This window comes from Methylophaga pinxianii (genome assembly GCF_020447225.1).
In the GTDB taxonomy this organism is placed as follows: domain Bacteria; phylum Pseudomonadota; class Gammaproteobacteria; order Nitrosococcales; family Methylophagaceae; genus Methylophaga; species Methylophaga pinxianii.
The window spans coordinates 1-24586 of the sequence record NZ_JAJAEO010000187.1; the positions used below are offsets into that span (position 1 = coordinate 1).

Annotated in this window: 20 protein-coding genes and 2 tRNA genes; 1 reads left to right on the forward strand and 21 read right to left on the reverse strand. The window is 42.4% G+C overall.

The window, feature by feature from the left end; all coding sequences use genetic code 11:
• Positions 1-44 precede the first annotated feature (44 nt).
• The 17 genes from LGT40_RS14155 to LGT40_RS14235 form a co-directional block, all read right to left on the reverse strand.
• Complete coding sequence (locus tag LGT40_RS14155) at positions 45-1178, reverse strand: glycosyltransferase (RefSeq protein ID WP_226071111.1); 1134 nt, start codon at positions 1176-1178, stop codon at positions 45-47.
• Between the two features lie 8 nt (positions 1179-1186).
• On the reverse strand, positions 1187-2068 hold the full coding sequence (locus tag LGT40_RS14160; RefSeq protein WP_226071113.1) for a glycosyltransferase: 882 nt from the start codon (positions 2066-2068) through the stop codon (positions 1187-1189).
• Entirely contained in the window at positions 2065-2787 is a 723-nt protein-coding gene (locus LGT40_RS14165) for a glycosyltransferase domain-containing protein (RefSeq protein ID WP_226071115.1), read from the reverse strand. The genes LGT40_RS14160 and LGT40_RS14165 overlap by 4 nt, the downstream gene beginning before the upstream one ends.
• Entirely contained in the window at positions 2784-3416 is a 633-nt protein-coding gene (locus LGT40_RS14170; RefSeq protein ID WP_226071116.1) for a class I SAM-dependent methyltransferase, read from the reverse strand. The genes LGT40_RS14165 and LGT40_RS14170 overlap by 4 nt, the downstream gene beginning before the upstream one ends.
• Positions 3397-4695, reverse strand: coding sequence for a lipopolysaccharide biosynthesis protein (locus tag LGT40_RS14175; protein WP_226071118.1), 1299 nt, complete (start codon positions 4693-4695; stop codon positions 3397-3399). The genes LGT40_RS14170 and LGT40_RS14175 overlap by 20 nt, the downstream gene beginning before the upstream one ends.
• Positions 4696-4742: 47 nt before the next feature.
• A complete protein-coding gene (gene glmS / locus LGT40_RS14180) occupies positions 4743-6647 on the reverse strand; it encodes a glutamine--fructose-6-phosphate transaminase (isomerizing) (RefSeq protein WP_226071119.1) in 1905 nt (634 codons plus the stop codon).
• Between the two features lie 207 nt (positions 6648-6854).
• Entirely contained in the window at positions 6855-7835 is a 981-nt protein-coding gene (locus LGT40_RS14185) for a sulfotransferase (protein ID WP_226071120.1), read from the reverse strand.
• Entirely contained in the window at positions 7828-8517 is a 690-nt protein-coding gene (locus LGT40_RS14190; protein ID WP_226071121.1) for a WbqC family protein, read from the reverse strand. The genes LGT40_RS14185 and LGT40_RS14190 overlap by 8 nt, the downstream gene beginning before the upstream one ends.
• Before the next feature lies 1 nt (position 8518).
• On the reverse strand, positions 8519-9688 hold the full coding sequence (locus tag LGT40_RS14195) for a DegT/DnrJ/EryC1/StrS family aminotransferase (protein WP_226071122.1): 1170 nt from the start codon (positions 9686-9688) through the stop codon (positions 8519-8521).
• Between the two features lie 143 nt (positions 9689-9831).
• Positions 9832-11010, reverse strand: coding sequence for a nucleotide sugar dehydrogenase (locus LGT40_RS14200; protein WP_226071123.1), 1179 nt, complete (start codon positions 11008-11010; stop codon positions 9832-9834).
• Positions 11011-11045: 35 nt separating this feature from the next.
• On the reverse strand, positions 11046-12983 hold the full coding sequence (locus LGT40_RS14205; RefSeq protein ID WP_226071124.1) for a polysaccharide biosynthesis protein: 1938 nt from the start codon (positions 12981-12983) through the stop codon (positions 11046-11048).
• Positions 12984-13032: 49 nt separating this feature from the next.
• On the reverse strand, positions 13033-13905 hold the full coding sequence (rfbD, locus tag LGT40_RS14210) for a dTDP-4-dehydrorhamnose reductase (protein WP_226071125.1): 873 nt from the start codon (positions 13903-13905) through the stop codon (positions 13033-13035).
• Positions 13906-14451 carry a dTDP-4-dehydrorhamnose 3,5-epimerase gene (gene rfbC, locus LGT40_RS14215; protein WP_226071127.1) on the reverse strand — a complete coding sequence of 182 codons (546 nt, stop codon included), beginning with the start codon at positions 14449-14451 and terminating at the stop codon, positions 13906-13908. It abuts the gene before it with no gap.
• On the reverse strand, positions 14451-15332 hold the full coding sequence (gene rfbA, locus LGT40_RS14220) for a glucose-1-phosphate thymidylyltransferase RfbA (RefSeq protein ID WP_226071129.1): 882 nt from the start codon (positions 15330-15332) through the stop codon (positions 14451-14453). Before rfbA ends, rfbC begins: the two co-directional genes overlap by 1 nt.
• Positions 15329-16399 (reverse strand): dTDP-glucose 4,6-dehydratase, encoded by a 1071-nt coding sequence (rfbB, locus tag LGT40_RS14225; RefSeq protein ID WP_226071131.1) that lies wholly within the window; start codon positions 16397-16399, stop codon positions 15329-15331. The genes rfbA and rfbB overlap by 4 nt, the downstream gene beginning before the upstream one ends.
• 126 nt (positions 16400-16525) lie before the next feature.
• Positions 16526-16602 (reverse strand) — tRNA-Arg (locus LGT40_RS14230).
• 35 nt (positions 16603-16637) lie between these two features.
• Positions 16638-16714 (reverse strand) — tRNA-Pro (locus LGT40_RS14235).
• Between the two features lie 141 nt (positions 16715-16855).
• Between LGT40_RS14235 and folD the strand changes: the two genes are divergently transcribed.
• Positions 16856-17710 carry a bifunctional methylenetetrahydrofolate dehydrogenase/methenyltetrahydrofolate cyclohydrolase FolD gene (folD, locus tag LGT40_RS14240; RefSeq protein ID WP_226071133.1) on the forward strand — a complete coding sequence of 285 codons (855 nt, stop codon included), beginning with the start codon at positions 16856-16858 and terminating at the stop codon, positions 17708-17710.
• 44 nt (positions 17711-17754) lie between these two features.
• On the opposite strand, the gene LGT40_RS14245 is transcribed toward folD, so the two are convergent.
• The 4 genes from LGT40_RS14245 to LGT40_RS14260 all read right to left on the reverse strand — a co-directional run bounded on the left by LGT40_RS14245 (position 17755) and on the right by LGT40_RS14260 (position 24583).
• Positions 17755-20136, reverse strand: coding sequence for a phosphoketolase family protein (locus LGT40_RS14245; RefSeq protein WP_226071134.1), 2382 nt, complete (start codon positions 20134-20136; stop codon positions 17755-17757).
• A gap of 13 nt (positions 20137-20149) precedes the next feature.
• On the reverse strand, positions 20150-21343 hold the full coding sequence (locus tag LGT40_RS14250) for an acetate/propionate family kinase (RefSeq protein WP_226071137.1): 1194 nt from the start codon (positions 21341-21343) through the stop codon (positions 20150-20152).
• Between the two features lie 162 nt (positions 21344-21505).
• On the reverse strand, positions 21506-22912 hold the full coding sequence (gene cysS, locus LGT40_RS14255) for a cysteine--tRNA ligase (protein ID WP_226071139.1): 1407 nt from the start codon (positions 22910-22912) through the stop codon (positions 21506-21508).
• Between the two features lie 3 nt (positions 22913-22915).
• The gene (locus LGT40_RS14260; RefSeq protein ID WP_226071141.1) at positions 22916-24583 is read right to left on the reverse strand and encodes a glutamine--tRNA ligase/YqeY domain fusion protein; all 1668 of its coding nucleotides are present in this window, start codon (positions 24581-24583) and stop codon (positions 22916-22918) included.
• Between the last annotated feature and the right edge of the window lie 3 nt (positions 24584-24586).

Below are 24586 nucleotides of genomic sequence, written 5' to 3' on the forward strand. Positions count from 1 at the left end.
AATGGAGTGTCTCATTGATTCAGTTTTTTTTATTTGAATATCCACTATCTTATCAAAGTCATGTATTTTTCAAACCATTCAGTCGTGGTCGGATAATTTTTAAATTGTTCAAAAGACTGGTTCGATTTGTAAAAATAATATTCAGAATCAATTAATAGGGTTTTTATTATTTCCATACATTCCTCAGCATTATCCTCAGAATAATATAGTCCTGCACTGCCAACAATGGATCGAGCGTATTCTAAGTCTGGCACTATAACAGGCAAGGCATAGCACATGGCTTCTATCAATGGGTTACCAAAGGTTTCAGCCCTTGATGGAAATAAAAACATATGGGTGTTTTCATAATATTGAGCAAGTTCTTCTTGCTTTAACTCACCAATGTTGATTATCGAAATATCTCGAGGAGAAATAGATCTTAGGAAGGTTTGAGACTCGACTAAAGAAGGGTCAACTGTCACTTTAATATTATGAGATATTCCTATTTGGTTTAATAGCTTAGATAACTGAATAAGAAATAGATGGTTTTTATGCGGATAATATCGACTGACGTACAACAAATTCAAATGTGTGGTAATAGAAGCTTCACGTTTTTCTATCAAATCCTTAGTAGTTAGTGACTCAGATCTTATTTTCAGTATTGAGCTTATGGGGTTGGGAATCATTTGAATGGAAAATTTATGCTTAGGATACTTTTTGATCAATATATTTTTCATATATGAACTTTGAACAACAACGGTATCAACCATCTTGGTAGTTAAATAAAACCCAATACGTTTTAACTTTTCTATGAAGCGTGGCTTGTATTCCAGCTGTGAAAGTAAATCATCGTCGACCAAATATGGGTGATGCAATAAAACTATTTTTCTTATAGATATTGGCGAAAAGTTAAAGTTACCAAAGGCTAGTATTTTATTGACTCCAAACCTTTTAACTATAAAGGGAATCAAAAATAATTCTAGATAGACCCTAAATCCAATCTTAAAAAAAACATTTTTAGGGCAACATAGTTTAATTATTTCAACCCTTCCCTCGGAAGTTAAAAAATTATAATCATTATTATCTGGGACTAATAGAAAAAATTTCGCATCCAAATTTGAAGAAAGCACTTCTTGAATAAAGTTTAGGGAGATATGTTTAGGACCCGCTCCTTTTTGATTATATAAATTAACAATCATTCTCAAACTCATAACCAAGAAATCTTAAAAAGAAAAGCCATAACAGTTAAAAAAGTAATTTTTATTGTCAATTTCATTATAGAAAAATAAATTGTTGTTTTACTCACTTTAATTTTATCGACAAGCATACTTTTATTCTTTATAAGCCATTCTTTCACAAGCTTATGTCTTAACAGGCTGAGACTGACATTTTCGCTATTAAACGATAGTAACTTACGAAGAATTAATCCGAAACGACTTATTATTGATGGAGAATTTACAAATTGACCGTTTGTTGTACTGCTTTCATGTCGTCTGTATAAAGCTAGTACTTCAGGAAGAATATATTTAACTCCACAATAATACGCACATAAATGAAGCCATGTATCATGGGACAAAAACTTTTCAGGTATTGGCAAACAAATCTCTAGAAAACTTGACCTTACTGCTGAAGCCATACCGGTAACATGATATTTATGAACATTTGTAAATTTTTTTAAACGATTAAGTTTTGTGTGTCCCATAGGTACAAGATGCTCATCACAAAACTCCAGGTCATGAATCAGCAGAAAAGTATTCGGTAATCTAGAAAACGCTTTAGTTACCATTTCAATTTTTTCGGGTAGCCAAAAATCATCTTGATCACACATCAAGACAATATCGCCAGTAGCAAGACTTAAAGCTTCATTAAAGTTTCGGCTATATCCTAGCCTGGCTTCGTTTACACAATAAATAATATTAAAAGGTGAAGACTCAACAAATTCATTAATTATAGAAGAGGTTTTATCTGTTGAAGCATCATCTGAAATTATCAATTCATTTGGTAATTGGGTTTGTGCGGCGAGACTTTCTAATTGCTTTTTTAAATATGATTGCCCGTTATAGGTGGTCATTACAACTGATATTTTCATGTTCGCTTGAAAATCCTATTTAAAAAAAGCATTATTTTCTCACGATAGTAAATAGTGACTTTTTTCCTATGCGGGCGAATACGAAATGTTGAGTTTCCATATCTAGAGTTACCATTAAATTTACTATAGTTTAACCGATTCAACCATAAGCAATAATTAAAACTTAATTGATCTCTTCTACTATAGTTACTTACCATACCCCACCAATCACTCATACATTTAACTATTAATGGATTATTATGATTTCTAATAACAACATTACTTTCAATTAAACCATTATTTTTTGGATAGGAAATACTGCTATAGAAGTTTATTTGTTTTTTAATTATATCTGGCTCATCTTTACCTTTTTTTATACAAAAATCTGCTTCTGAATATATACAATCGCGACTGGGATGTTCAAATACCTTTATTAAATCACAAGATTTTATAAAATCCCTTATTTCGTCTATTAAAGTAATTCTAAATGCAATATTGGCATCAACCCAAACTGATATATCGTACTCTTTTAAATAGATATGAGGTCGTATCTTTACATCTCTACATCTTCTAACTTTATCCAGCTCTTCATTTGGAAAGGGTCTTATCTCCCAACCGTTGATATTTTCATAGTAAGTATCAGAGAAACAGATAAATTTATACTCCCTTAACTTATTGGGAATTTTATATAAATTATCATATCCATCAGAAACAGCTGTATATATTACGATTTTTTTCATCTATTTTTTTCAAATATATAAAATCTATGGTATGGGTTCTCTTTAACTCTGTAAGTTTTGTTTAAAGTAACTTGACCGGAACCTAACAACATTTTCTCAACATAACTTTCATCGTAACCTTTTTTGTTTACTTCCCAATAATGTTGGCCATCATATTTGTGAGTTGATTGAATAGTAAAAGGTTTTTTTACTATAAATCTGCAATCCCCAATTTTTGGAATATAGATTAAATAGGGCCAGTATTGTGCGGCATCTGGAAGGCTAATAACTACATATTTCTTAGCGACACGACACATCTCTGAAAATATTTTTAGTGAGCTTTCAAAAGGAACGTGTTCAAGCATTTGAAATGCACAAACTACATCAAAAGCATTACCATCAAATGGCATCTGATCTGCTGATGCAATAAAGTCGGGGCTCAAATCATCCGCAATATCTAAAGTTTTCACCGAAATACCGAACACTTCACACATTGCCTTAAACACACCTAAGCCAGGACCAACTTCCAATACTGAAGATGCATCTAACTTAGTAATTTCATCAATCTGATGCCAAATACTTGCCCATCTCCTCTTATGCATGTATTTGTTGAATCGATAATGCTCCTTATTAACTTGTTTTTTTTGCATTTTTCTTCACCGTGAAATTTTTAGCTATAACTAAAACCCATAAAATCAAAATAATGTAGGCTAACGAGCCAGCAATACTGAATAACATTACTGCTATTAAGTCATTGCTGTAGAGGGTATATGCATAATAGAGTGCTATGAACTTACTCCCCGTGCTAAATATTTCATAAATTACAAGACCGAACTGTTTTCCAAGTACCGGAATTGAGGCAACACTTGGCTTATTTATCAGATTCATATAAAACATCAAAGATAACCATTGAGCATATTCTCCAGCTTTTGACCATTCATCCCCAAACACCAAACCAAATAATTCTGGACCCAAAATAATAATCATAGAAAATGGAATAAGGCCTAATAGTCCCAAGGCAATAGTAGCCTTAACAATTATTTTATATACATCCTCACCTTGCTCAGCTGCGTGATTAATTCTTGGGTAAAATACATCACCAACCGCTTTACCAATTAGCTGTGAAGGTAGTGCCATTACGGTTCTACCTAACACATAAAAACCGGCGGCGGCGGCACCAAAAAAGCTTGCCAACATCAAAACTGGCAAACTTTGAGAAATCGCATTGATAAATACTTGTGGTGCTCTATAAAGTGGGAAGTCATAAAACTTTTTTGCAATACTTGCCAAACAAGGAGTTGAGCCCAAATGCCTAATTGTAGTGCTTTTTTTCAATCCTATGAAAAGCATGAATGTATGTAACAAATTGCCAAATATATTTGTGAGTATCAATATAATTGCATAGGGATAAAACAAACCAATCAGCACTTTAGAAATATTTAAAATTAGAGACTGTGAAAATGCAGCTTTTGCAAGTAATGAAAATGCATTTACTCTTATAGACCATTGTTCTGTTACTTGAAAAAATGCAGCAAAAAAAGCAGCCAAGGGTAATAATAATATAAAGTTTGAAATTGTCTCAGCATTTATCAGTTTTAATAAAACATCACCAAAAAGTATAGCTATTAATAATATGAGACCACTCATGAAAACTGCTATGTACAGTGATAGTTTTGTCACTGTCATTGCTTCTTGATTTTTTTTGGGCAATACGATGGCAATAGGGTACGACAATGCTACTATTGGGGTTAGAATAATCAATAATGAGGTAAAAATTCCTAAGAGACCATAAGACTCAGGCCCATACATCCTCGTAATAAATGGAACAAAGATTAGCGCTACAAGCTGTGAAGCAACCGTTCCTGTTGCAAGAACAGCAACATTTCTAACAAACCTACTTTTAACCAATTCTGGAATATATTTTTTCACAAATTATTTTCCACCAGGAAAAAGTTATGGATACCAGAATTGGAAGGTCACTCAACCGTAACTGATTTCGCTAGATTTCTAGGTTGGTCAACATCAGTACCTTTTATCAAAGCCACATGATAACTGAGGAGTTGCAGCAGAATATTGTAGGTTATGGGTGCTGTAATACGACCGACGTTGGTAGTGGCTTTAACAACTTTAAACCCACTTTCAGAACTGATATCCGACCGCTCATCTTCGAATACAATCATTTGGCCACCACGTGCTTTGACTTCCTGGAGATTGGATTTGAGCTTCTCCAATAAATCATCGAGTGGGGCAATCGCAATAACCGGCATATTTTCATCGATCAAGGCTAATGGTCCATGTTTCAGCTCACCAGCGGGATAGGCTTCAGCATGTATGTAGCTGATCTCTTTGAGCTTTAAGGCGCCCTCAAGGGCTATCGGGAACATGGTGCCACGACCTAAAAACAGGGCATGTTGTTTGTCTGCAAATGCTTGAGCGATATCCTGAATTTCCTGTTCATGCATCAGGGCGTTCTGGATCAGGTTAGGTAATTTCTGCAGGCCTTGCGTAATGTGTTTTTCACGTTCACGAGAGATACGTTTTTTAACTTTGCCGATACAGGTTAGCAATAACGCCAGTGCCACAAGTTGTGTGGTGAATGACTTGGTGGAAGCAACGCCGATTTCTGGGCCAGCATGAGTGAGATAACTCAGATCAGCTTCACGTGTCAGGCTGCTCTCCGCCACGTTACAAATCGACAAAGTCGGAATATTTTTTGCTGCAAAAGCCTCAGGACTCTCTGCTGCATGTGCTTTAATTTGCTGAAGTGCTGCCAAGGTATCAGCAGTTTCTCCTGACTGACTGATAGTGACAAACAAGGTGTTGTCTTCAATAACGGGATTGCGGTAGCGAAACTCGCTGGCTACCTCAACCTGACATGGGATACGAACAATATCTTCTGCCCAATATTTCGCCACCATGCCGGCGTGATAACTGGTACCACAAGCGATAATATGCAGCCGTTCAACGCTTTTGAAAATCGATTCTGCACCAGGACCGAAGGTGGAAACCAAAACCTGGTCTTGAGTTACTCGCCCTTCAAGGGTGTCGATGACCGCTTGAGGCTGATCAAATATTTCTTTATGCATGTAATGACGGTGTTCGCCGAGTTCTACAGCAGTAATATTCAGTGTTGATTGTTTGACAGGGCGTTCTACCTTTTCACCCGTGATAGCGCTGAATATTTCTACAGTTTCACGGGTCAGGCGGGCCACATCGCCATCTTCCAGGAAAATAAAATTTTGTGTTACTGGCAGTAATGCAGAAACGTCTGAGGCGATAAAATGCTCGCCAATACCAATACCAATCACCAGCGGACTACCTTTACGCGCGGCTATAAGGATATTGGGATCGTCGGTAGCAATCACACCAAGCGCATAAGCGCCTTCAAAATCACGTGTTGCTTCGATTACCGCTTCCAGTAAAGAAAGGCTGGTTCTATTTGCCGTTGGAGAGGCATCACCGTAGAGATACTGGTAAATGGAATGCGCAGCAACTTCGGTATCAGTCTCAGAGGTAAACCTGTAACCCTGGTGAATTTGTTGTTGTTTAAGTACTTGGTAGTTTTCGATTATACCGTTGTGCACAACGGCGATTCGATGATTACAGATGTGCGGGTGAGCATTGTTTTCAGAGGGTATGCCATGAGTTGCCCAGCGGGTATGGGCTATGCCCATCTGACCCGAAAAGCTGGTATTTTCTGCATCAATTTTGGCTTCAAGTTGCTTGATTTTGCCAAGCGACCTGACACGGTGAATATTGGCATCCGCATTCAGCAGGGCCACCCCGGAGGAGTCATAACCTCGATACTCTAGACGGCGAAGTCCTTCCATTAAAATTGGGGCTACATTCCGCTCAGCAATACCACCGACTATTCCACACACTGATGGTCGTCCTCCAAAAAAGCAAACGAGGATTATACATCAGCCCGCAACCAATAACTCCTGTTGTGATAATCGATTCGATGAAGAAATATCAACTTTTCACTACTGAGCGTTGCTGACAGTATTATTTTTTGTTGTCTTGAGCAGCGAGTTTCTGCAAATGATCAAACAAGATCTGTAAGATTCCATTTCCAACGAACTGAGTCGTTATTCAAAATTAAGCATGCTTTTCGCAATGCATTCAGCATTACGATCTTTTTCTCTACTTGATGTGAATGTTGATGGTCCGTTATAGTTTGCGCTCTCAATAGCGAGTTTTTCAGCCAGTTTGTGAAAGTAATATTCTGGTCGAATACAGAAGTCTTCGTACTGAATAACTAGCTTCCTGTTGGGTTCAACTTTATCCAGCCCTTTATCGACAGCGTTATTTATGTAATGGATCTGACCACAAACTTGTGTAACCGGATCCTTATTTTTAAGTTCTGAATATTCTGGGATCTTGAACGAATACCATTCTGTTTCATTTCCCAATTGTCGTTTGCGGGCATCCAATACAGAAGCCACATTAGTAACAGGGTCACGTTTTATCTGAACGAAAATTACATTGTCAAAAACGCTATTGAGAAATGGAATGTTATAGTTAAACAGCATCCCTTTAGCAGCAAATGGTTTCTGAAATACCTCCATTATGCCAATTAGCTCTGCACGCAGAGTATTGATATTCATACTTTGCTTTAGTTCATCATCTGTCCAGACATCGCGTTGTGGTTCAGTCAGGAAACGCCGCCAGAAATACCAGAATTCATTTGGAGCCAGAGCACCCTTAGTTTTGCCATTCTCTGAACGGTATTCCGTTTGTTGGAAAAACTCACCCAATTCATCCCGAAAGTTAAAACGTGGATCGGTCAGTAAGAGCTGGATTTTGGCTCCCAGAATAGGCGCTTGATAAAAACGCGAGAGCAAGTTTGTTGGGTAAGCAACAAGGCCAGTATTGGCCAACCATTGAGTAAACAATGTAGTTCCACTACGCAAAGGGCCCATCACCATTATTAAAGGATATGGCATTTTTTTGTCTAAGTTTGAGCTGATTAAACTTTGTTCGCTTAGTTGCAGATCATCATTCAGTTCTGCCATCAATTGTTCAAGCAGTATGTTTCTACGAAAATGTTGTGTTCTTCGTTCAGACAAGCTCAAACTCCCTGACCATTTGCTGACATTTTTGCTGACTGTTATACATCATCACATCAATTATGGATAAATAAGGAACAAACTCCCCTTTAGTTTGTTGGTAGGGAACAATTTCAGGGGTTATAAAAGATAGTTGAATATTGTGCTCAGCAAATTTTTTATGGTCATACAGTAATTTCCCTCCTGGCATATTAATGTACTGAGTTGCATTAAAATATTTGCAAATCGCCAAGATTTTCTCTTGGCCTCTCAAGGCGTTATTTTTTTCAATTGCTGAAGATAGATACCATTGAGTATTGATATCCAGATAATGACAAATATTTTCTAGCCCGTTCGTAAGATACTTTGCCAAGTTAGTCTCAACATTCAGCAGGGCTTCCTTTATGACCGGAAATGCCATTTCAAAATATGGAGCTTTTGCGTACCCAAGCTGGATGGTTTTGAGAAGTTTGTCGTTGTTGCACCCAATTTGAATTTCATTGATCAGACGGTTTTGACTTGCTCCTTCAAGCTGCAAGGTCAATCGAATCTTCTGTTCATTTGAAAGCACATAATTCCGATTAATCCATCCTCGGTTTATGTAATTAACGTCATCATAGACAACAAACACATCTACAGCCTGAATCAATTGGAAATAACCAATGTAGGGAAAATAATAAGGCTGCATTATGGCGAGTTTCATTTTAGACCTCTATGCGGGTTTGAATGATTTTGCAAACCGTTTCAACAGCCTCTTCTGTCATTGCTGTCCCCGTTGGCAAAACAATCACTCTTTCAGCAACTGTGAGTGTATTTGGCAGAAGTAAGCCCGCATGTGGAAATAATTGTTTATAGGGATGCATATTATGGCAACCCGGCCAGAAATATTTTCGCGCTCTGACATTTTCGGCATGCAATACATCCACCATTTCATCGCGACTGATTGGACAGTCTGGGCCCACTTCCATCACAATATATTGGTAATTGTTATGCTCATTCTCATCGAATTGATAAAGGCTTATTCCGGCAAGACCGGCAAGTCCTTTTTGATACCCTTCATAATGCTGTTTATTTATCTCAACGACATTTTCAACATTTTCCAGGTTAACCAGGCCCATTGCGGCGGCAATTTCTATCATTTTGCCATTCGTACCTGGATGAATCACATTATCCAGCCCTGTGAAGCCAAAGTTACGCATCAAGCGCATTTTTTCGGCCAGTTCATCATCATTGGTCAGTACTGCACCACCCTCAAAGGTATTGAAAAATTTAGTCGCGTGAAAGCTCAAGACCTCAGCCTGACCAAAATTACCAATTTTTGTCCCTTGATAAGTCCCATTGAAAGCATGGGCAGCATCAAACATCAACTTTAAGTCATATTCATCAGCGATTTGTTGCAGCTCATCAACCGGTGCGGCATGTCCCCATAAATGCACACCAATGATACCGCTGGTTCTGGGCGTGATCATTTTGCGAACAGCATCGGGATCAAGGCAATGCGTGCGTGGATTAATATCGGCAAAAACTGGTGTAATCTCCTGCCACTGCAGGGCGTGTGCTGTAGCAATGAAAGTGTACGAAGGGATAATGACTTCGCCCGTTAAGCCCAGTGCACGAATAGCAATTTCCAGTGCTATTGTGCCATTACACATCGCTACACAATTTTTGACATGATGCTTATCGGCTATTCGCTGTTCTAATGTTCGAACCAAATCACCGTTATTGGTCAGCCAGCGGTTGTCAAAAATTTTATCTACATATTCAATAAATTCTGACTTACTACCGATATTGGGTCGGCCAACATGCTGCGTTTCGTCAAATGCTGGGGGAGCACCATTAACTGCCAAATCATTCAGAGAGCTAATTTTTTTCATTTCACCTGTTATCTCGAAATATGCTGATTTTGATGATCAAGCCAATCAGCAATTGAATCAAAATATCACTTCATCACAATTCGAGCATACAGGATTTATGCCAAATAGTAGTTCAATCCCTGTTACAGATATTTAAAGCGTTTTTAATCCTGACCAAATAGATCTCGGGTATAAATTTTATCTTTGACGTCCTGAATATCATCTGTAATACGATTGGCAATAATTAATGAGGATTGTTGTTTGAATGCTGCCAAATCGTTGACCACTTTGGAACGGAAAAACTCAGGCTCTTCAAGAACCGGTTCGTACACAATAACTTCAATACCTTTTGCTTTTATCCGTTTCATAATTCCTTGAATAGCCGAGGCCCGGAAATTGTCCGACCCCTGCTTCATCACCAAACGATAGATACCGACTACAGCCGGATTTTTCTTGATGATCTGATCAGCAATGAAGTCTTTTCGCGTGGTATTGGCATCAACGATTGCTCTAATCAAACTGTTTGGCACGGTGTCATAGTTGGCCAATAGTTGTTTTGTGTCTTTTGGCAAACAATAACCGCCATAACCAAAAGAAGGATTATTGTAGTGGTCGCCAATCCGGGGGTCCAAACCAACGCCTTCGATGATCTGACGACTGTTCAGATTATGTGTCTCGGCATAGCTGTCGAGTTCATTAAAATACGCTACGCGCATTGCCAGATAGGTATTGGAAAACAATTTAATGGCTTCTGCTTCAGTCGGGTCAGTAAATAAAACCGGTACGTCTTTTTTTACTGCACCTTCTAGCAATAAATCGGCAAATAAACGGGCTCGTTCACTTTGCTCACCCACCACAATGCGTGATGGATACAGGTTGTCGTATAAAGCTTTTCCTTCACGTAAAAACTCGGGGGAGAAAAAAATATTTTCTGTACCAAACTTGGTTTTGACCGTACTGGTGTAACCAACCGGAATGGTTGACTTAATGACCATGACCGCATTTGGATTAATGGCTATAACATCTTGAATAACCGCTTCGACCGATTTGGTATTAAAGGTGTTGGTAACCGAATCATAATCGGTCGGTGTGGCAATAATGACAAAGTCGGCATTTTCATACGCCATTTTTTTGTCAGTCGTAGCCGTTAAGGTTAACGGCTTATTGGCCAGGAAATCTTCAATTTCCTTATCTACGATTGGAGATTTTTTGGCATTAATCAGATCCACTTTTTCAGGAACAATATCCAGAGCCGTCACGTGATGGTGTTGCGCCAATAAAACAGCAAGTGACAGGCCAACATATCCTGTTCCTGCCACGGCAATATTGAGTGTTTTTTCCATAATCCGTCTCTATATAAAATTAATCGGGCCAATATTTATTGGTTTACCACAACTTTGTGATTTAACCAGTCTTCAATTCCGCACTGAGGCATAAAGCCATCCACATACCTACCGAGAATCACTCTGATTTGTTCATAATCTGACACATTTACCGCATGCTGCAGATCAGTCAGTATCAGTTGTAAATCCTGCCAGGGGATAATATTTTCTTCCGCACGCATTATTTTTTGATGCGCTGTCTGGCTCACATTGTCACCAATTAACAGTTCTTCAAATAATTTTTCGCCAGGTCGCAAGCCGGTATAGGTAATTTCAATATCACCATCAGGATTTTCGGCATTTTTTACCGTAAAACCGCTGAGGTGAATCATACGCATCGCCAGATCGACTATCTTTACAGCTGAGCCCATATCCAACACAAACACATCCCCACCCTGACCCATTGCTCCGGCCTGAATCACTAATTCAGCTGCTTCCGGAATTGTCATAAAATAACGAATGATTTGCGGGTCGGTCACCGTCACGGGACCACCTTTGGCAATCTGTTCACGGAATAATGGAACGACAGAACCTGAAGACCCCAGAACATTGCCAAATCTCACCATAGTAAAGCGTGTATCGGCGGTGCCTGTCAAAGCTTGCAACACCAGCTCGGCCAGGCGTTTACTTGCACCCATGGTATTGGTAGGACGAACGGCCTTGTCAGTGGAAATTAATACAAAGGTTTCAACATTTGCTGCAATCGCTGCCTGGGCACAGTGTAATGTGCCAAAAACATTATTGCGAATCCCTTCACCCACATTTTTTTCAACCATCGGTACATGTTTATATGCCGCTGCATGATAAATCGTTTGTACTGAAAAATGCTTACAGATTGATGTCAATCGCGTGCGGTCAACCACCGAACCTAATAAGGCAATCACCTCAACGCCGCTTTGCAGCTTACAAAGTTCTTGTTCAATTTGATATAAGGCAAATTCACTGATTTCAAACAACAGTAACCGACTGGGCTTGAGTTTGATGATCTGCCTGGACAGTTCTGAGCCGATGGAACCTCCGGCACCGGTGACCATTACACATTTATGATGAATATTCGCTGTTAATAATTGCGGATCAGGATCGACCGCTTCTCTACCCAGTAAGTCTGCAATATCAACTTCCTGAATATCCGAGACTTCCAGTTTGCCTTCGGCAATATCGGTTAAATCCGGTAAGGTCCGAATATGTACGGGTAATTCCTCCAGCGATCTGAGAATTTCACTACGACGGCTTCTGGAAGCAGATGGCATAGCCAACAACACATCACGCACCTGAAATTTATCAATCAACTTCACCAGATCGCGAGGGCGGTAAACATTCAGGCCATTAATCTGTTGCCGATACAGTGTTGGTTCATCATCAATAAACGCAACCGGACGAAGTTGGCGGCCCATTTTTAATAATGCGGATAACTGGGCACCTGCCCGTCCCGCTCCGTAAATCAGAACGGGTGGAATGTAACGTTGATTCTCCAATTCAGCCAGGGGATGACGTGTTGAACTGATAAAAAGCCAACGGGCATAAAGCCGTAATCCACCAACAAACAAGAAAAGTAACAATGCATTGATAATATAAACCGTTCTTGGAACGAGACCGGCATAGGGTCCGGACAATACGACGACAGTGGCAAAAATGACGGTAAACAGGCCAATCGCTTTAAAAATTGTCCACAACGCATCCAGGCCGATATAGCGCACAATCGCCCGGTAAAGACCTAATTTGATAAAAATGGGGATGGCAATTAACTGCGCCAGAAAGAATAACCATAATTGGGATACCGGCGGTTGATACAACGTGCTGAGACGCAGTGAAAATGCCAGCCATAAAACCAGCATGACCACCATGTAATCGATGACAATACTCAGTATGCGTTTGGTGGTTCGCGGACGACTTAGAAACCACTGCATTAACTTGTTAAAAGTGGTTTGTATCACGAGTTTTTTCCTTGATACTGCTTACCATGGCAAATCGGTATTAGACGGTTTATGACTGTAAAACCCATTGTAAACTTTGCTGCCAATCGGGTAATTGCAAGCCGAAATGCTCTTTTAGTTTGCTGTTATCCATCAGTGAATTTAACGGGCGTTTGGCTGGCGTAGGATATTCTGAGGTAGGAATTCCGGTGACTTTTGGCACGTGACGACCATCTTGTTCGGCATACTTAAAAATCGCCTCGGCAAAGCCCTTCCAGGTCGTTTTACCTGCCGCACTTAAATGATAGATTCCACTATTTTCCAGCCAGAATGATTCGTTTTTATGGGCTTGCGCCAAAGCCTGGGCCGTAACATCTGCGATATGTCGGCTCCATGTCGGCGTGCCCACCTGATCATCCACAATATTCAATTGTTCGCGTTCTTCAGCCAGTCTTAACATGGTGTTTAAAAAGTTATGCCCGCGTCGATCATATACCCAGCTGGTTCTGAAGATAAGATGATCACAGCCACTTGCGATAATAGCCTGCTCACCTTCCAGTTTAGTCTGACCATAATGGCTTAACGGCCCAGTCGTATCCGTTTCCAACCAGGGTGAGTCCTTACAGCCATCAAACACGTAGTCGGTTGAATATTGCACTAATGGAATCCCAAGCAACTTGGCTTGTGCGGCTAATACTTCAGGCGCAATCGCATTAATTTGTCTGGCTAGCTCGGTTTCGTCTTCCGCTTTATCGACCGCAGTATAGGCAGCTGCGTTAACAATAAGCTGTGGTTTAACCTCGCTAACCAATGAACGAATCGCGTTAATATCGGAAAGATCCAGATCTTGCCTCGCGGTAACGTGTAACGCTGCTATATTTGCCAGACTTCGTTGCAGTTGGAAGCCAACTTGTCCTTGTCCGCCTATCAGTAATATTGTCACTTAAAACGTCTCTGCCAATTTAAACGGCGTACCTTGCTGATCCTTGGCAGATAAAACCGGAGTTATCCCATCTAAATGCCAATCTATAGCTAGAGCAGCATCATCCCAGGCTACCGTTCGCTCATATTCCGGGGCGTAATAATCTGTCGTTTTATAGAGAAAATCAGCACTGTCACTCAACACCAGAAAACCATGTGCAAATCCTGCCGGAACCCAAAACTGTTCCTGGCCTTCAGCCGTTAAAATAGCGCCCGTCCAATGCCCAAACGTTGGTGAATCACGACGCATGTCTACGGCAACATCAAAGACTTTGCCGGCGGTGACACGGACCAGTTTGCCTTGTGGTTGTTTGATCTGATAATGCAACCCGCGCAATACGCCTTTGGCTGAGCGAGAATGATTATCCTGCACAAACTCAATATCCAGCCCCAGCAAATCCTCAAAGGTTTTCTTGTTATAACTTTCCAGAAAAAAACCACGTTCATCGCCAAACTTTTTGGGCGTCAGTAATTTAACATCGGGAATACTGGTTTCGGTGACTAACATCAGTAAATTGTCTCATTAATAATGTTTAACAGATATTTACCATAACCGCTTTTCAGTAATGGCTGTGCCAATTGTTCGAGCTGCTCGGCATTAATATAACCCATTCGGTAGGCGATCTCTTCGGGACACATGACTTTAAGCCCTTGCCGTTGCTCAAGGGTTTGAATAAACATCGACGCATCGAGCAAAGAGTCATGCGTGCCGGTATCCAGCCAGGCCATGCCGCGCCCCATCACCTGAACATTAAGCTTGCCATTATCCAGATAAGCCTGATTGACATCGGTAATCTCAAGTTCACCCCGTGCAGAGGGTTTGAGATTACGGGCAATTTCGACGACTTGATTATCATAGAAATACAGCCCGGTAATCGCATAACGTGATTTGGGCTTTAACGGTTTTTCTTCGATACTCAGTGCTTTACCGTTTTCATCAAACGCCACCACACCATAACGTTCCGGGTCGCTGACAGGGTAAGCAAACACTGTCGCGCCCTGTTTATTGTTATCAGCATCTTGCATCATATCGGCTAATTCATGGCCGTAATAGACATTATCCCCTAGCACCAAAGCGCAATCATCATCACCAATAAAGTCTGCAGCCAGAGTAAAAGCCTGTGCAATACCTTCCGGCTTATCCTGAACAATATAGTGCAGATTCAATCCCCATTTACTGCCATCGCCGAGCAACTGTTCAAGGCGTGGAGTGTCTTGAGGGGTGGAAATAATGCAGATGTCTCGCATGCCCGCCAGCATCATGGTGGCCAGCGGATAATAAATCATCGGTTTGTCATAAACCGGTAGCAGTTGTTTGCAGATAGATTGGGTGACCGGATATAAACGTGTGCCGCTTCCCCCTGCCAGTACAATTCCCTTACGACTCATTTATTGTCTCCCAGTCCAAGTCTTTGCTGTTGATAACTGCCATCCATTACATTTTCACACCACTGGCGATTATCCAGATACCACTGAACCGTTTTACGTAAACCGGTGGCAAATGTTTCCTGAGGTTTCCATCCCAGTTCACGTTCGATTTTACTGGCATCGATGGCATAACGGGCATCGTGACCAGGACGATCGGTGACGAACTCAATCAGGTTTTTATGTGGACGATGTGGTGAGTCTGGTAACAGCTCATCCAGAATCTGGCAAATGGTTTGCACAACATCAAGATTGGTATGTTCATTAAAGCCACCGACATTATAACTTTCGCACAACTTACCTTCTGCCAGCACCAGTCTTAATGCTCTGGCATGATCATCGACATATAGCCAATCGCGGATATTTTCGCCTTTACCGTAAATGGGTAGCGGTTTTCCGGCCAGTGCATTATTAATCACCACGGGGATCAATTTTTCCGGAAACTGATAGGGTCCGTAGTTATTGGAACAGTTCGTCATTAATACTGGCAAACCGTAGGTATGGTGCCAGGCGCGAACCAAATGGTCGCTGCCCGCCTTGGTAGCAGAATAGGGTGAGTTGGGTTGGTAGGGAGTAGTTTCCGTAAACAAACCTGTCTCGCCTAAGGTGCCATAGACTTCATCAGTAGAGATATGATGAAAACGGAAACTGCTGGCATCGTCAGCAGATAATGTTTTCCAGTATTTTCTGGCCGCTTCCAGCAATGTATAGGTCCCGACCACATTGGTTTGCACAAAATCTGCGGGACCATCAATCGAGCGATCAACATGGGATTCCGCCGCCAGATGCATAATGGCACTGGGTTGATATTGCGTAAAGATCCGATCCATCGCTTCTGCATCACAAATATCAGCTTGTTCAAAATGATAATTGGGCGAAGCATCAATTTCGGTTAAAGATTGCAGATTACCGGCATAGGTCAGTTTATCGATATTGATAACGGTGAAATCAGTTTCGGTAATTAATTGACGAATTAATGCAGAGCCGATAAAACCAGCGCCGCCAGTTACAAGCAGAGTATTTTTTTTCACGTTGCTGAGTTCGCTATTGAGTTTGAGAAATCCAGATATGCCGTCCTTGGTCACGTGAAAGTTAGCATTGACCAGGACTAAAAATCAACTTGAAAGTTCGTCGCAGTGTTTGAGGTGGATAAAAGATGGTACGCCCGGCAGGACTCGAACCTGCTACCCTCGGCTTAGAAGGCCGATGCTCTATCCAGATGAGCTACGGGCGCATTAATAACTAAGTGAGGCTGAAGCAGTCAAAAAGTGGTCGGGGCAGAGAGATTCGAACTCCCGACCCTCTGGTCCCAAACCAGATGCGCTACCAGACTGCGCTATGCCCCGACTTTTCCAAGGACAGACATCCTCGAAGAAGGCGAAATAATACGCTGATGAAGATAACGAGTCAACAGCACAGTTATATTTTTTGCCGTGGCTGACGCAACGTGCGATCATAGCCGCTTTTGAAAGGCCGGAATCAACAGAATGACTGCTCAAATCATCGACGGAAAGACAATTGCTGCCGAGCTAAAACAGAAAATCAAGGCAGCAACCCAGATGCGCCTTGCTACCGGCAAACGTCGCCCTGGACTCGCTGTAATATTGATTGGTGACAATCCCGCTTCACAGGTTTATGTTGGCAGTAAGCGTCGCAGTTGTGAAGAAGTCGGCTTCAAATCTGAATCCTTTGACTTGCCAGAGACCGCCACTGAACAAGAACTCCTGGATCTGATAACTCAGCTCAATGAAGACGATGAGATTGATGGCATTCTGGTGCAGCTGCCTTTACCAGCACATTTCAATACCGATGTGGTGATTGAACATATTGCCCCTCATAAAGATGTAGATGGTTTTCACCCTTACAATATCGGCCGCCTAGCCCAGCGTAATCCACAATTACGTCCTTGCACGCCCAAAGGTGTGATTACGATGATGCAATCAGTCGGGATTGAACTGAAAGGTAAGGAAGCGGTAGTTGTCGGAGCATCCAATATCGTCGGCCGCCCCATGGCACTGGAATTATTGCTGGCCGGTTGCACGACCACGGTTTGTCATCGCATGACAAAAGATTTGGAATCTCATGTGCGTCGTGCTGAAGTGCTGGTTGTCGCAGTAGGCAAGCCCAACTTTATTCCGGGTGACTGGATCCGCGAAGATGCGATAGTGATTGACGTAGGTATTAACAGACTGGAAAACGGAAAGTTAACCGGTGACGTTGATTTTGATAAGGCCAGTGAAAAGGCCTCTTGGATCACCCCGGTGCCAGGTGGTGTTGGACCTATGACCGTGGCCACCTTATTGGAAAATACATTATTTGCTGCTGATCAGTTGCATCCATAACAATGAAAACCCCTCCGCTTTAGGAGGGGCAGCCCAGAGCTTGTTTAACTATTCCATTGCCAGTCACGAATTTCAGGTAAATCCTGGCCATGTTCCCGGATATAGTCATCATGTTCTGCCAGTTTCTGTTGAATAAATAATTCAATTTCAGACACTTTCTCGCTGGGCAGCTCTGTTAAATGTTTGACGGCATTTTCCAGCAGATGAAAACGATCCAGACCATTAATCACCGCCATATCAAATGGCGTTGTGGTGGTGCCTTCTTCTTTGAACCCATGGACATGCAGGTTTTTATGATTGGTACGGCGATAAGTCAATCGATGTATCAACATTGGATAACCATGATAAGCAAAAATAACCGGTTTATCTTTGGTGAAGAAGGCATCAAATTCATCTTCTTCAAGCCCATGAGGATGTTCACTGGGTGATTGTAATTTCATTAAGTCCACAACATTGATCACCCTGACTCTCAGCTCCGGCAAAAACATATTCAGTAATTTCACCGCTGCCAGCGTTTCCATCGTCGGCACATCACCACAACAGGCCATCACCAGATCCGGTTCATTGCCCTCATCATTACTGGCCCAATCCCAGACACCCACACCAGCGGTGCAATGTTTTACTGCCGACTCCATATCCAGCCATTGCGGTGATGATTGTTTACCAGCCACAACTACATTCACATAGTTACGGCTGCGCAGGCAATGATCGGTCACCGATAACAGTGTATTGGCATCAGGCGGCAGATACACCCGAACTACTTCGGCTTTTTTATTCACCACATGATCAATAAAACCAGGATCCTGATGTGAAAAACCATTGTGATCCTGCCGCCAGACATGTGATGACAATAGATAGTTTAATGAGGCAACAGGTTTACGCCATGGAATCTGATTACAGATTTTCAGCCACTTGGCATGCTGGTTAAACATCGAGTCGATAATATGAATAAAGGCTTCATAGCAGGAAAAAAAGCCGTGGCGCCCCGTTAACAGATAGCCTTCCAGCCAGCCCTGACATTGGTTTTCACTAAGCATCTCCATCACTCTGCCGTCTTTGGACAACTTGTCATCCTCTGGAATCATTTCCCCCATCCAGGTTCTGCCAGTGACTTCCAGAACATCCTGCCAACGATTGGAATTATTTTCATCTGGACTGAACAGACGGAAGTTCTTGGCCTCAAGATTCTGTTGCATCACATCGCGTAAAAATTTACCCATTACCCGGGTAGCTTCGCCTTTGGTGGTTCCCGGCTTTTTAACTTCCAGGGCATAATCACGAAAATCCGGTAACACCAAATCCTGCAACAGTTGTCCCCCATTGGCGTGAGGATTCGCGCCCATTCGGCGGTTACCTTCAGGTGCTAAAGCTGCCAGTTCCGCTTTGAATTTGCCATTGTCATCAAATAATTCTTCTGGTCGATAACTTTGCATCCATTTATTAAGGATTTCGAGATGCCCTTCCTTATCCATATCCCCCATGGGAACTTGATGCGAACGGAAGGTGCCTTCCGTTTTCTTGCCATCAACTTCTTCTGGCCCAGTCCAGCCCTTAGGTGAACGAAGAATGATCATTGGCCAGCGGGGACGCAAATGCACGCCATGCTCTCGTGCGTCGGTTTGAATATGACGGATCTGTTCCAGGGCTTTATCCAACGTTGCCGCCATCAATTGATGCATTTGCTGCGGATCATCACCTTCAACAAAATACGGCGTATAGCCATAACCGTAAAACAAGGCTTCCAGCTCATCATTAGGTATACGCGCCAGCACAGTCGGACTTGCGATTTTATAACCATTCAAATGCAATATTGGTAATACCGCACCGTCATGCTGGGGATTTAAAAACTTATTGGAATGCCAGCTGGTTGCTAGCGCACCGGTTTCTGCTTCACCATCACCGACTACACAAGCCACCACCAAATCAGGATTATCAAATGCTGCGCCATACGCATGAGATAACGCGTAACCTAACTCACCCCCTTCATGGATCGATCCTGGGGTTTCGGGAGCTACATGGCTGGGGACACCACCGGGAAAAGAAAACTGTTTGAATAAACGTTTTAATCCGGCTTCATCCTGTGAAATTTCCGGATAGGTTTCACTATAAGTCCCTTCCAGATAGGTATTGGCAACTAATGCTGGACCACCATGACCTGGACCAGCAATGTAGATCATATTCAGATCACGTTGCTTGATGACGCGGTTTAAATGCACGTAAATAAAATTAAGTCCAGGTGTGGTGCCCCAATGCCCTAATAGCCGTGGTTTGATATGGCTCGTTTGCAGTGGGTGTTTCATTAATGGATTGTCGTAAAGATAGATTTGCCCCACTGACAAATAATTTGCCGCACGCCAGTAAGCATGCATTTTGTTTAATAAGTCCTGATCCAGCGGTTGTAATGTATTTGATGCTTCAAATGTCATTTTGCTTTTCCCCTTAATGATTCAGGTTCAACAGATCACACATGGATTGCGCAATCATTAATTCTTCGTCGGTCGAGATTACCCAGACCGTTACCCTGCTTTGTCGGCTGGATATCTGCAGCGCGTTTTGCTGGTTCAAATCCCTATCAAGTTCGATACCCATAAATGTCAGTTGTTCACAGATCTGGGAACGAATTTCAGCGACGTTTTCGCCAATACCACCAGAAAAAACCAGCGTATCCAGCCCGCCTAAAGCGGCAGCATAGGCGCCAATCTGTTTTTTGGCCTGATAACAAAAGACGTCTATAGCCTCTTGGGCATGACGATCATCAGAGCGGGTTTGTAAAAGCTGCTGCATATCGCTGGTCGTAGTGGAAATTCCCAGTAATCCAGATTGCTGGTTAATCATTGTTTCAAACTGCTGCTCCGTCATGCTTTCACTTCGGTTAAGAAGCCCAAATAAACCGGGATCCAGATCACCACTGCGGGTCCCCATCACCAGACCCGCTGCTGGTGTCATAGCCATCGTGGTATCAATAGATTGTCCATTCTTTATTGCCGCCATACTGGCACCATTGCCCAGATGCGCGAGAATAATCTTTTGCTGGTTGATTCTGCTCCCTTCATGCTGATGCAACATCTGCATCAGATATTGATATGACAAACCATGAAAACCATAACGGTAGATACCTTTATCAAAGTAATAGCGGGGGATCGGCAGGAGTTTGGCTACATTTGGCAGCGTCTGGTGAAATTCCGTATCAAAACAAACCAGTTGTTTGATATACGGAAATTGTTGCTCCAGCGCTTCAATTAACTGAATTTCGCCGGGTAAATGCTGAGGATCGAGCGGAGTTATTGCTGATAAATGCTTGAGTAAATCTTTTGTGACCCATTGCGGTTTTTTATATTGATGGCCACCGTGAACAATTCGATGGCCGATAGCTTGCAATGAATTGATATTGAGGTGCTGCTGAAACCATTCCAAAAGTACCGCTACAGCTTGCTGGTAGTTATCGGCTTGAACCTCTGTTGTTACCTCGCCGGCACTGGAATCATTAACGCACAGGCTGGCAGTGGGCAACCCCAAACCTGTGAGCTTGCCTGATAAGAAGGGAGTCAGCGATTCGTCTACGTTGTACAACGTAAATTTAATACTGGATGAACCGCCATTGATAGTTAAAAAATACGTTTTATCTTTGGGCATAATCGATCCATTAGATTAAATTCGATCATGCCCACACTAAACCGCTTTGTATACCCAAGAAACAGATTAATAATGCTATCGTTGATTCAGATCAGCAGAAAGCGCTATTAATTAAATTGTCTCAGTCCATAGATAAGTGGCATAGGTGACTAACTACCAACGTTAAATTTTACGCCAGCTGGTTTTACCTGCAGCATCTTCAAGCACAATACCCATCTCGGTCAATTTATCCCGAATTTCATCGGCCCGCGCCCAGTTTTTATCAGCACGCGCCTTATTTCGTTCTGCTACTAGCTCATCAATTTCTGTAGGAGTTATCAAGGGTATTGCTTCTTCAATTACAGTTTCGATACCCCGCTGAAGATACTCATCAACATCCTGCTGAAACAAACCCAACACATCGCCAAAAGACAGTAGCAGCCCAGCATAATATTCAGCCGAACTATCTTCTTGCTTTCGCGCTTTATTGAGCGCCTGCCGCACATCAGCCAGAACAGATAAGGCCAATGCCGTATTAAAATCATCATCCATGGCTTCACGAAACCGTGGGGCAAACTCAGCATCATTCTGCCAGTTAACGGCTTGAGGAGTAACATCACGTAAGGAATGATAAAAACGGGTTAACGCCGTTTTGGCCTGTTCCAGCTGATCTTCTGCATAATTCAAAGGACTGCGGTAATGACTCATTAAAATGAAATAACGAACTGCTTCCGCCGGATACTTTGCCAATACTTCGCGCACGGTAAAGAAATTACCCAGCGATTTGGACATCTTTTCGTCATCAATCCGCACAAAACCATTGTGCATCCAATAATTCACACTCTGACAGCCATGTGCCCCTTCTGATTGCGCAATTTCATTTTCGTGGTGGGGGAACTGCAAGTCCTGACCACCTCCATGAATATCAAAGTGATGACCCAGGCATTCTGCAGACATGGCGGAACATTCAATATGCCAGCCAGGACGTCCTGCTCCCCAAGGGGATTCCCAGGAGGGTTCTTCAGGTTTAGCGGCTTTCCACAATACAAAATCCAAAGGATCGGTTTTGGCTTCATTTACGGCAATGCGTTCACCAGCACGTAATTCATCTATCTGCCGGCCCGAGAGTTTGCCATAACCTGAAAATTCGCTGACATCGTAATAGACATCACCATTATCAGCGACATAGGCCATCCCTTTATCAATCAATGTCTGAATCATATCCAGTATCGGTTGCATGGCTTCAGTCGCACGAGGTTCACGGTCTGGTCTGAGTACCCCTAAAGCATCGGCATCAGCGTGCATTTCATTGATATAGCGCTCGGTCAGTGTCTGAATCGTTTCGCCGTTATCCGCTGCCCGTTTGATAATTTTGTCATCAATGTCGGTGATATTACGAATATAGGTCACATCATAACCACTGGCCCGCAAATAACGGGTCACCACATCAAACACGACCATTACCCGTGCATGGCCGACATGACAGAGGTCATAGACCGTCATACCACAGACATACATTTTGACTTTGCCAGGCTCGATTGGTTTAAAGACTTCTTTCTGTTTGGATAAGGTGTTGTAAAGTTTTAACATTTTTTACTTTTCTGAAGTATCTTTTAGACCAATAGTGAGATTGAACACCGGCGTATCGAGGCGATGATCATAACGATCACTGACAAAATAGCCCTCTCGTTCAAACTGAAAGACAGTTTCCGGTTCACAATTGACAATAGCCGGTTCGGCAATCGCTTTTATGACCTTTAACGAATCCGGGTTAACGTCATCAAGATAGTTACCGGTGGCTTTTCCTGGTGCTTCGGCCAAAAACAATCTGTCGTATAAGCGCAGTTCGACTTCTTTGCCTTCTGTTGCTGAAACCCAGTGAATCACACCACGAGGTTTTATTTCAGCGGGCGGGTTTTGACCAACCGTATCAGGCACTAATGAGGCTACCACTTCAATGATGTCACCTTTGTCATTCTTGATAACTTCGTCAGCCTTAATGACATAAGCACCGCGTAACCGAACATAATCGCCGATCACCAAGCGCTTGAATTTTTTCCGGCTCAGGCTGGTATCTTCGGTAAAGTCAGAAGCATCAATGAATATCTCTTTTGTGAATGGCAATAAACGATGCCCCATGGCTTCCTGTTGCGGATGATTCGCGACTTCCAGCCATTCAATACTTTCAGCAGCATTGGTGATGGTCACTTTCAAGGGATTGAGCACACACATGGCACGTGCTGCGTTTTCATTTAAATCTTTACGGATTTCAAATTCCAGCTGGGCAATATCCACGATACCATCTGTTTTGGCCACAGCCAGACCATTACAAAATGCGCGTAACGCCGCAGCTGTATAACCGCGTCTTCTCATGCCTGAAATTGTTGGCATTCTGGGATCATTCCAGCCGTCAACGATATGTTCATCGACCAGTTGTTTTAAATTGCGCTTACTGGTCACCGTATGGTTAAGATTAAGACGGCCAAACTCATACTGCTTGGGCTTTGAAGGCACTGGCAGGTTTTCGATAAACCACTCATATAACGGGCGGTGATCCTGAAATTCCAGCGTACAGATACTATGGGTAACACCTTCAATCGCGTCGCCCTGCCCGTGGGCAAAATCATAGCTGGGATAAATACACCATTTGTCACCGGTTTGGTGATGTGGCTGCTTACGAATGCGATAGAGAATCGGGTCTCGCAGGTTCATGTTAGGCGAAGCCATATCGATTTTCGCGCGCAAAACACAAAAACCTTCAGCAAAGTCGCCATTTTTCATTTTTTCAAACAATGTAAGGTTTTCTTCTACGCTGCGATTTCGAAATGGAGATTCTTTACCCGGCTTTGTCGCCCAGCCACGATATTCACTGGCCTGTTCGGCAGTCAGATCACAAACATAGGCTTTGCCTTGCTTGATCAGATGAACAGCCCAATCGTAGAACTGCTCAAAGTAGCTTGACGCATAACGCACGTCACCTGCCCATTGAAACCCCAACCACAGAACGTCTTCTTTAATGACTTCGATGTATTCCTGCTCTTCTTTAGCGGGATTGGTGTCATCAAAACGTAAATGACAATCCCCACCAAACTCTTCAGCCAAACCAAAGTTCAGGCAGATAGACTTGGCATGTCCGATGTGCAGATAGCCATTGGGCTCTGGTGGAAAGCGGGTAACCACTTTTCCGGCCACCCGGCCAGTGTCAATATCTTCCTGAATGATAGGGCGTATAAAATTATGATTGACAGCGGATTCCGACATATT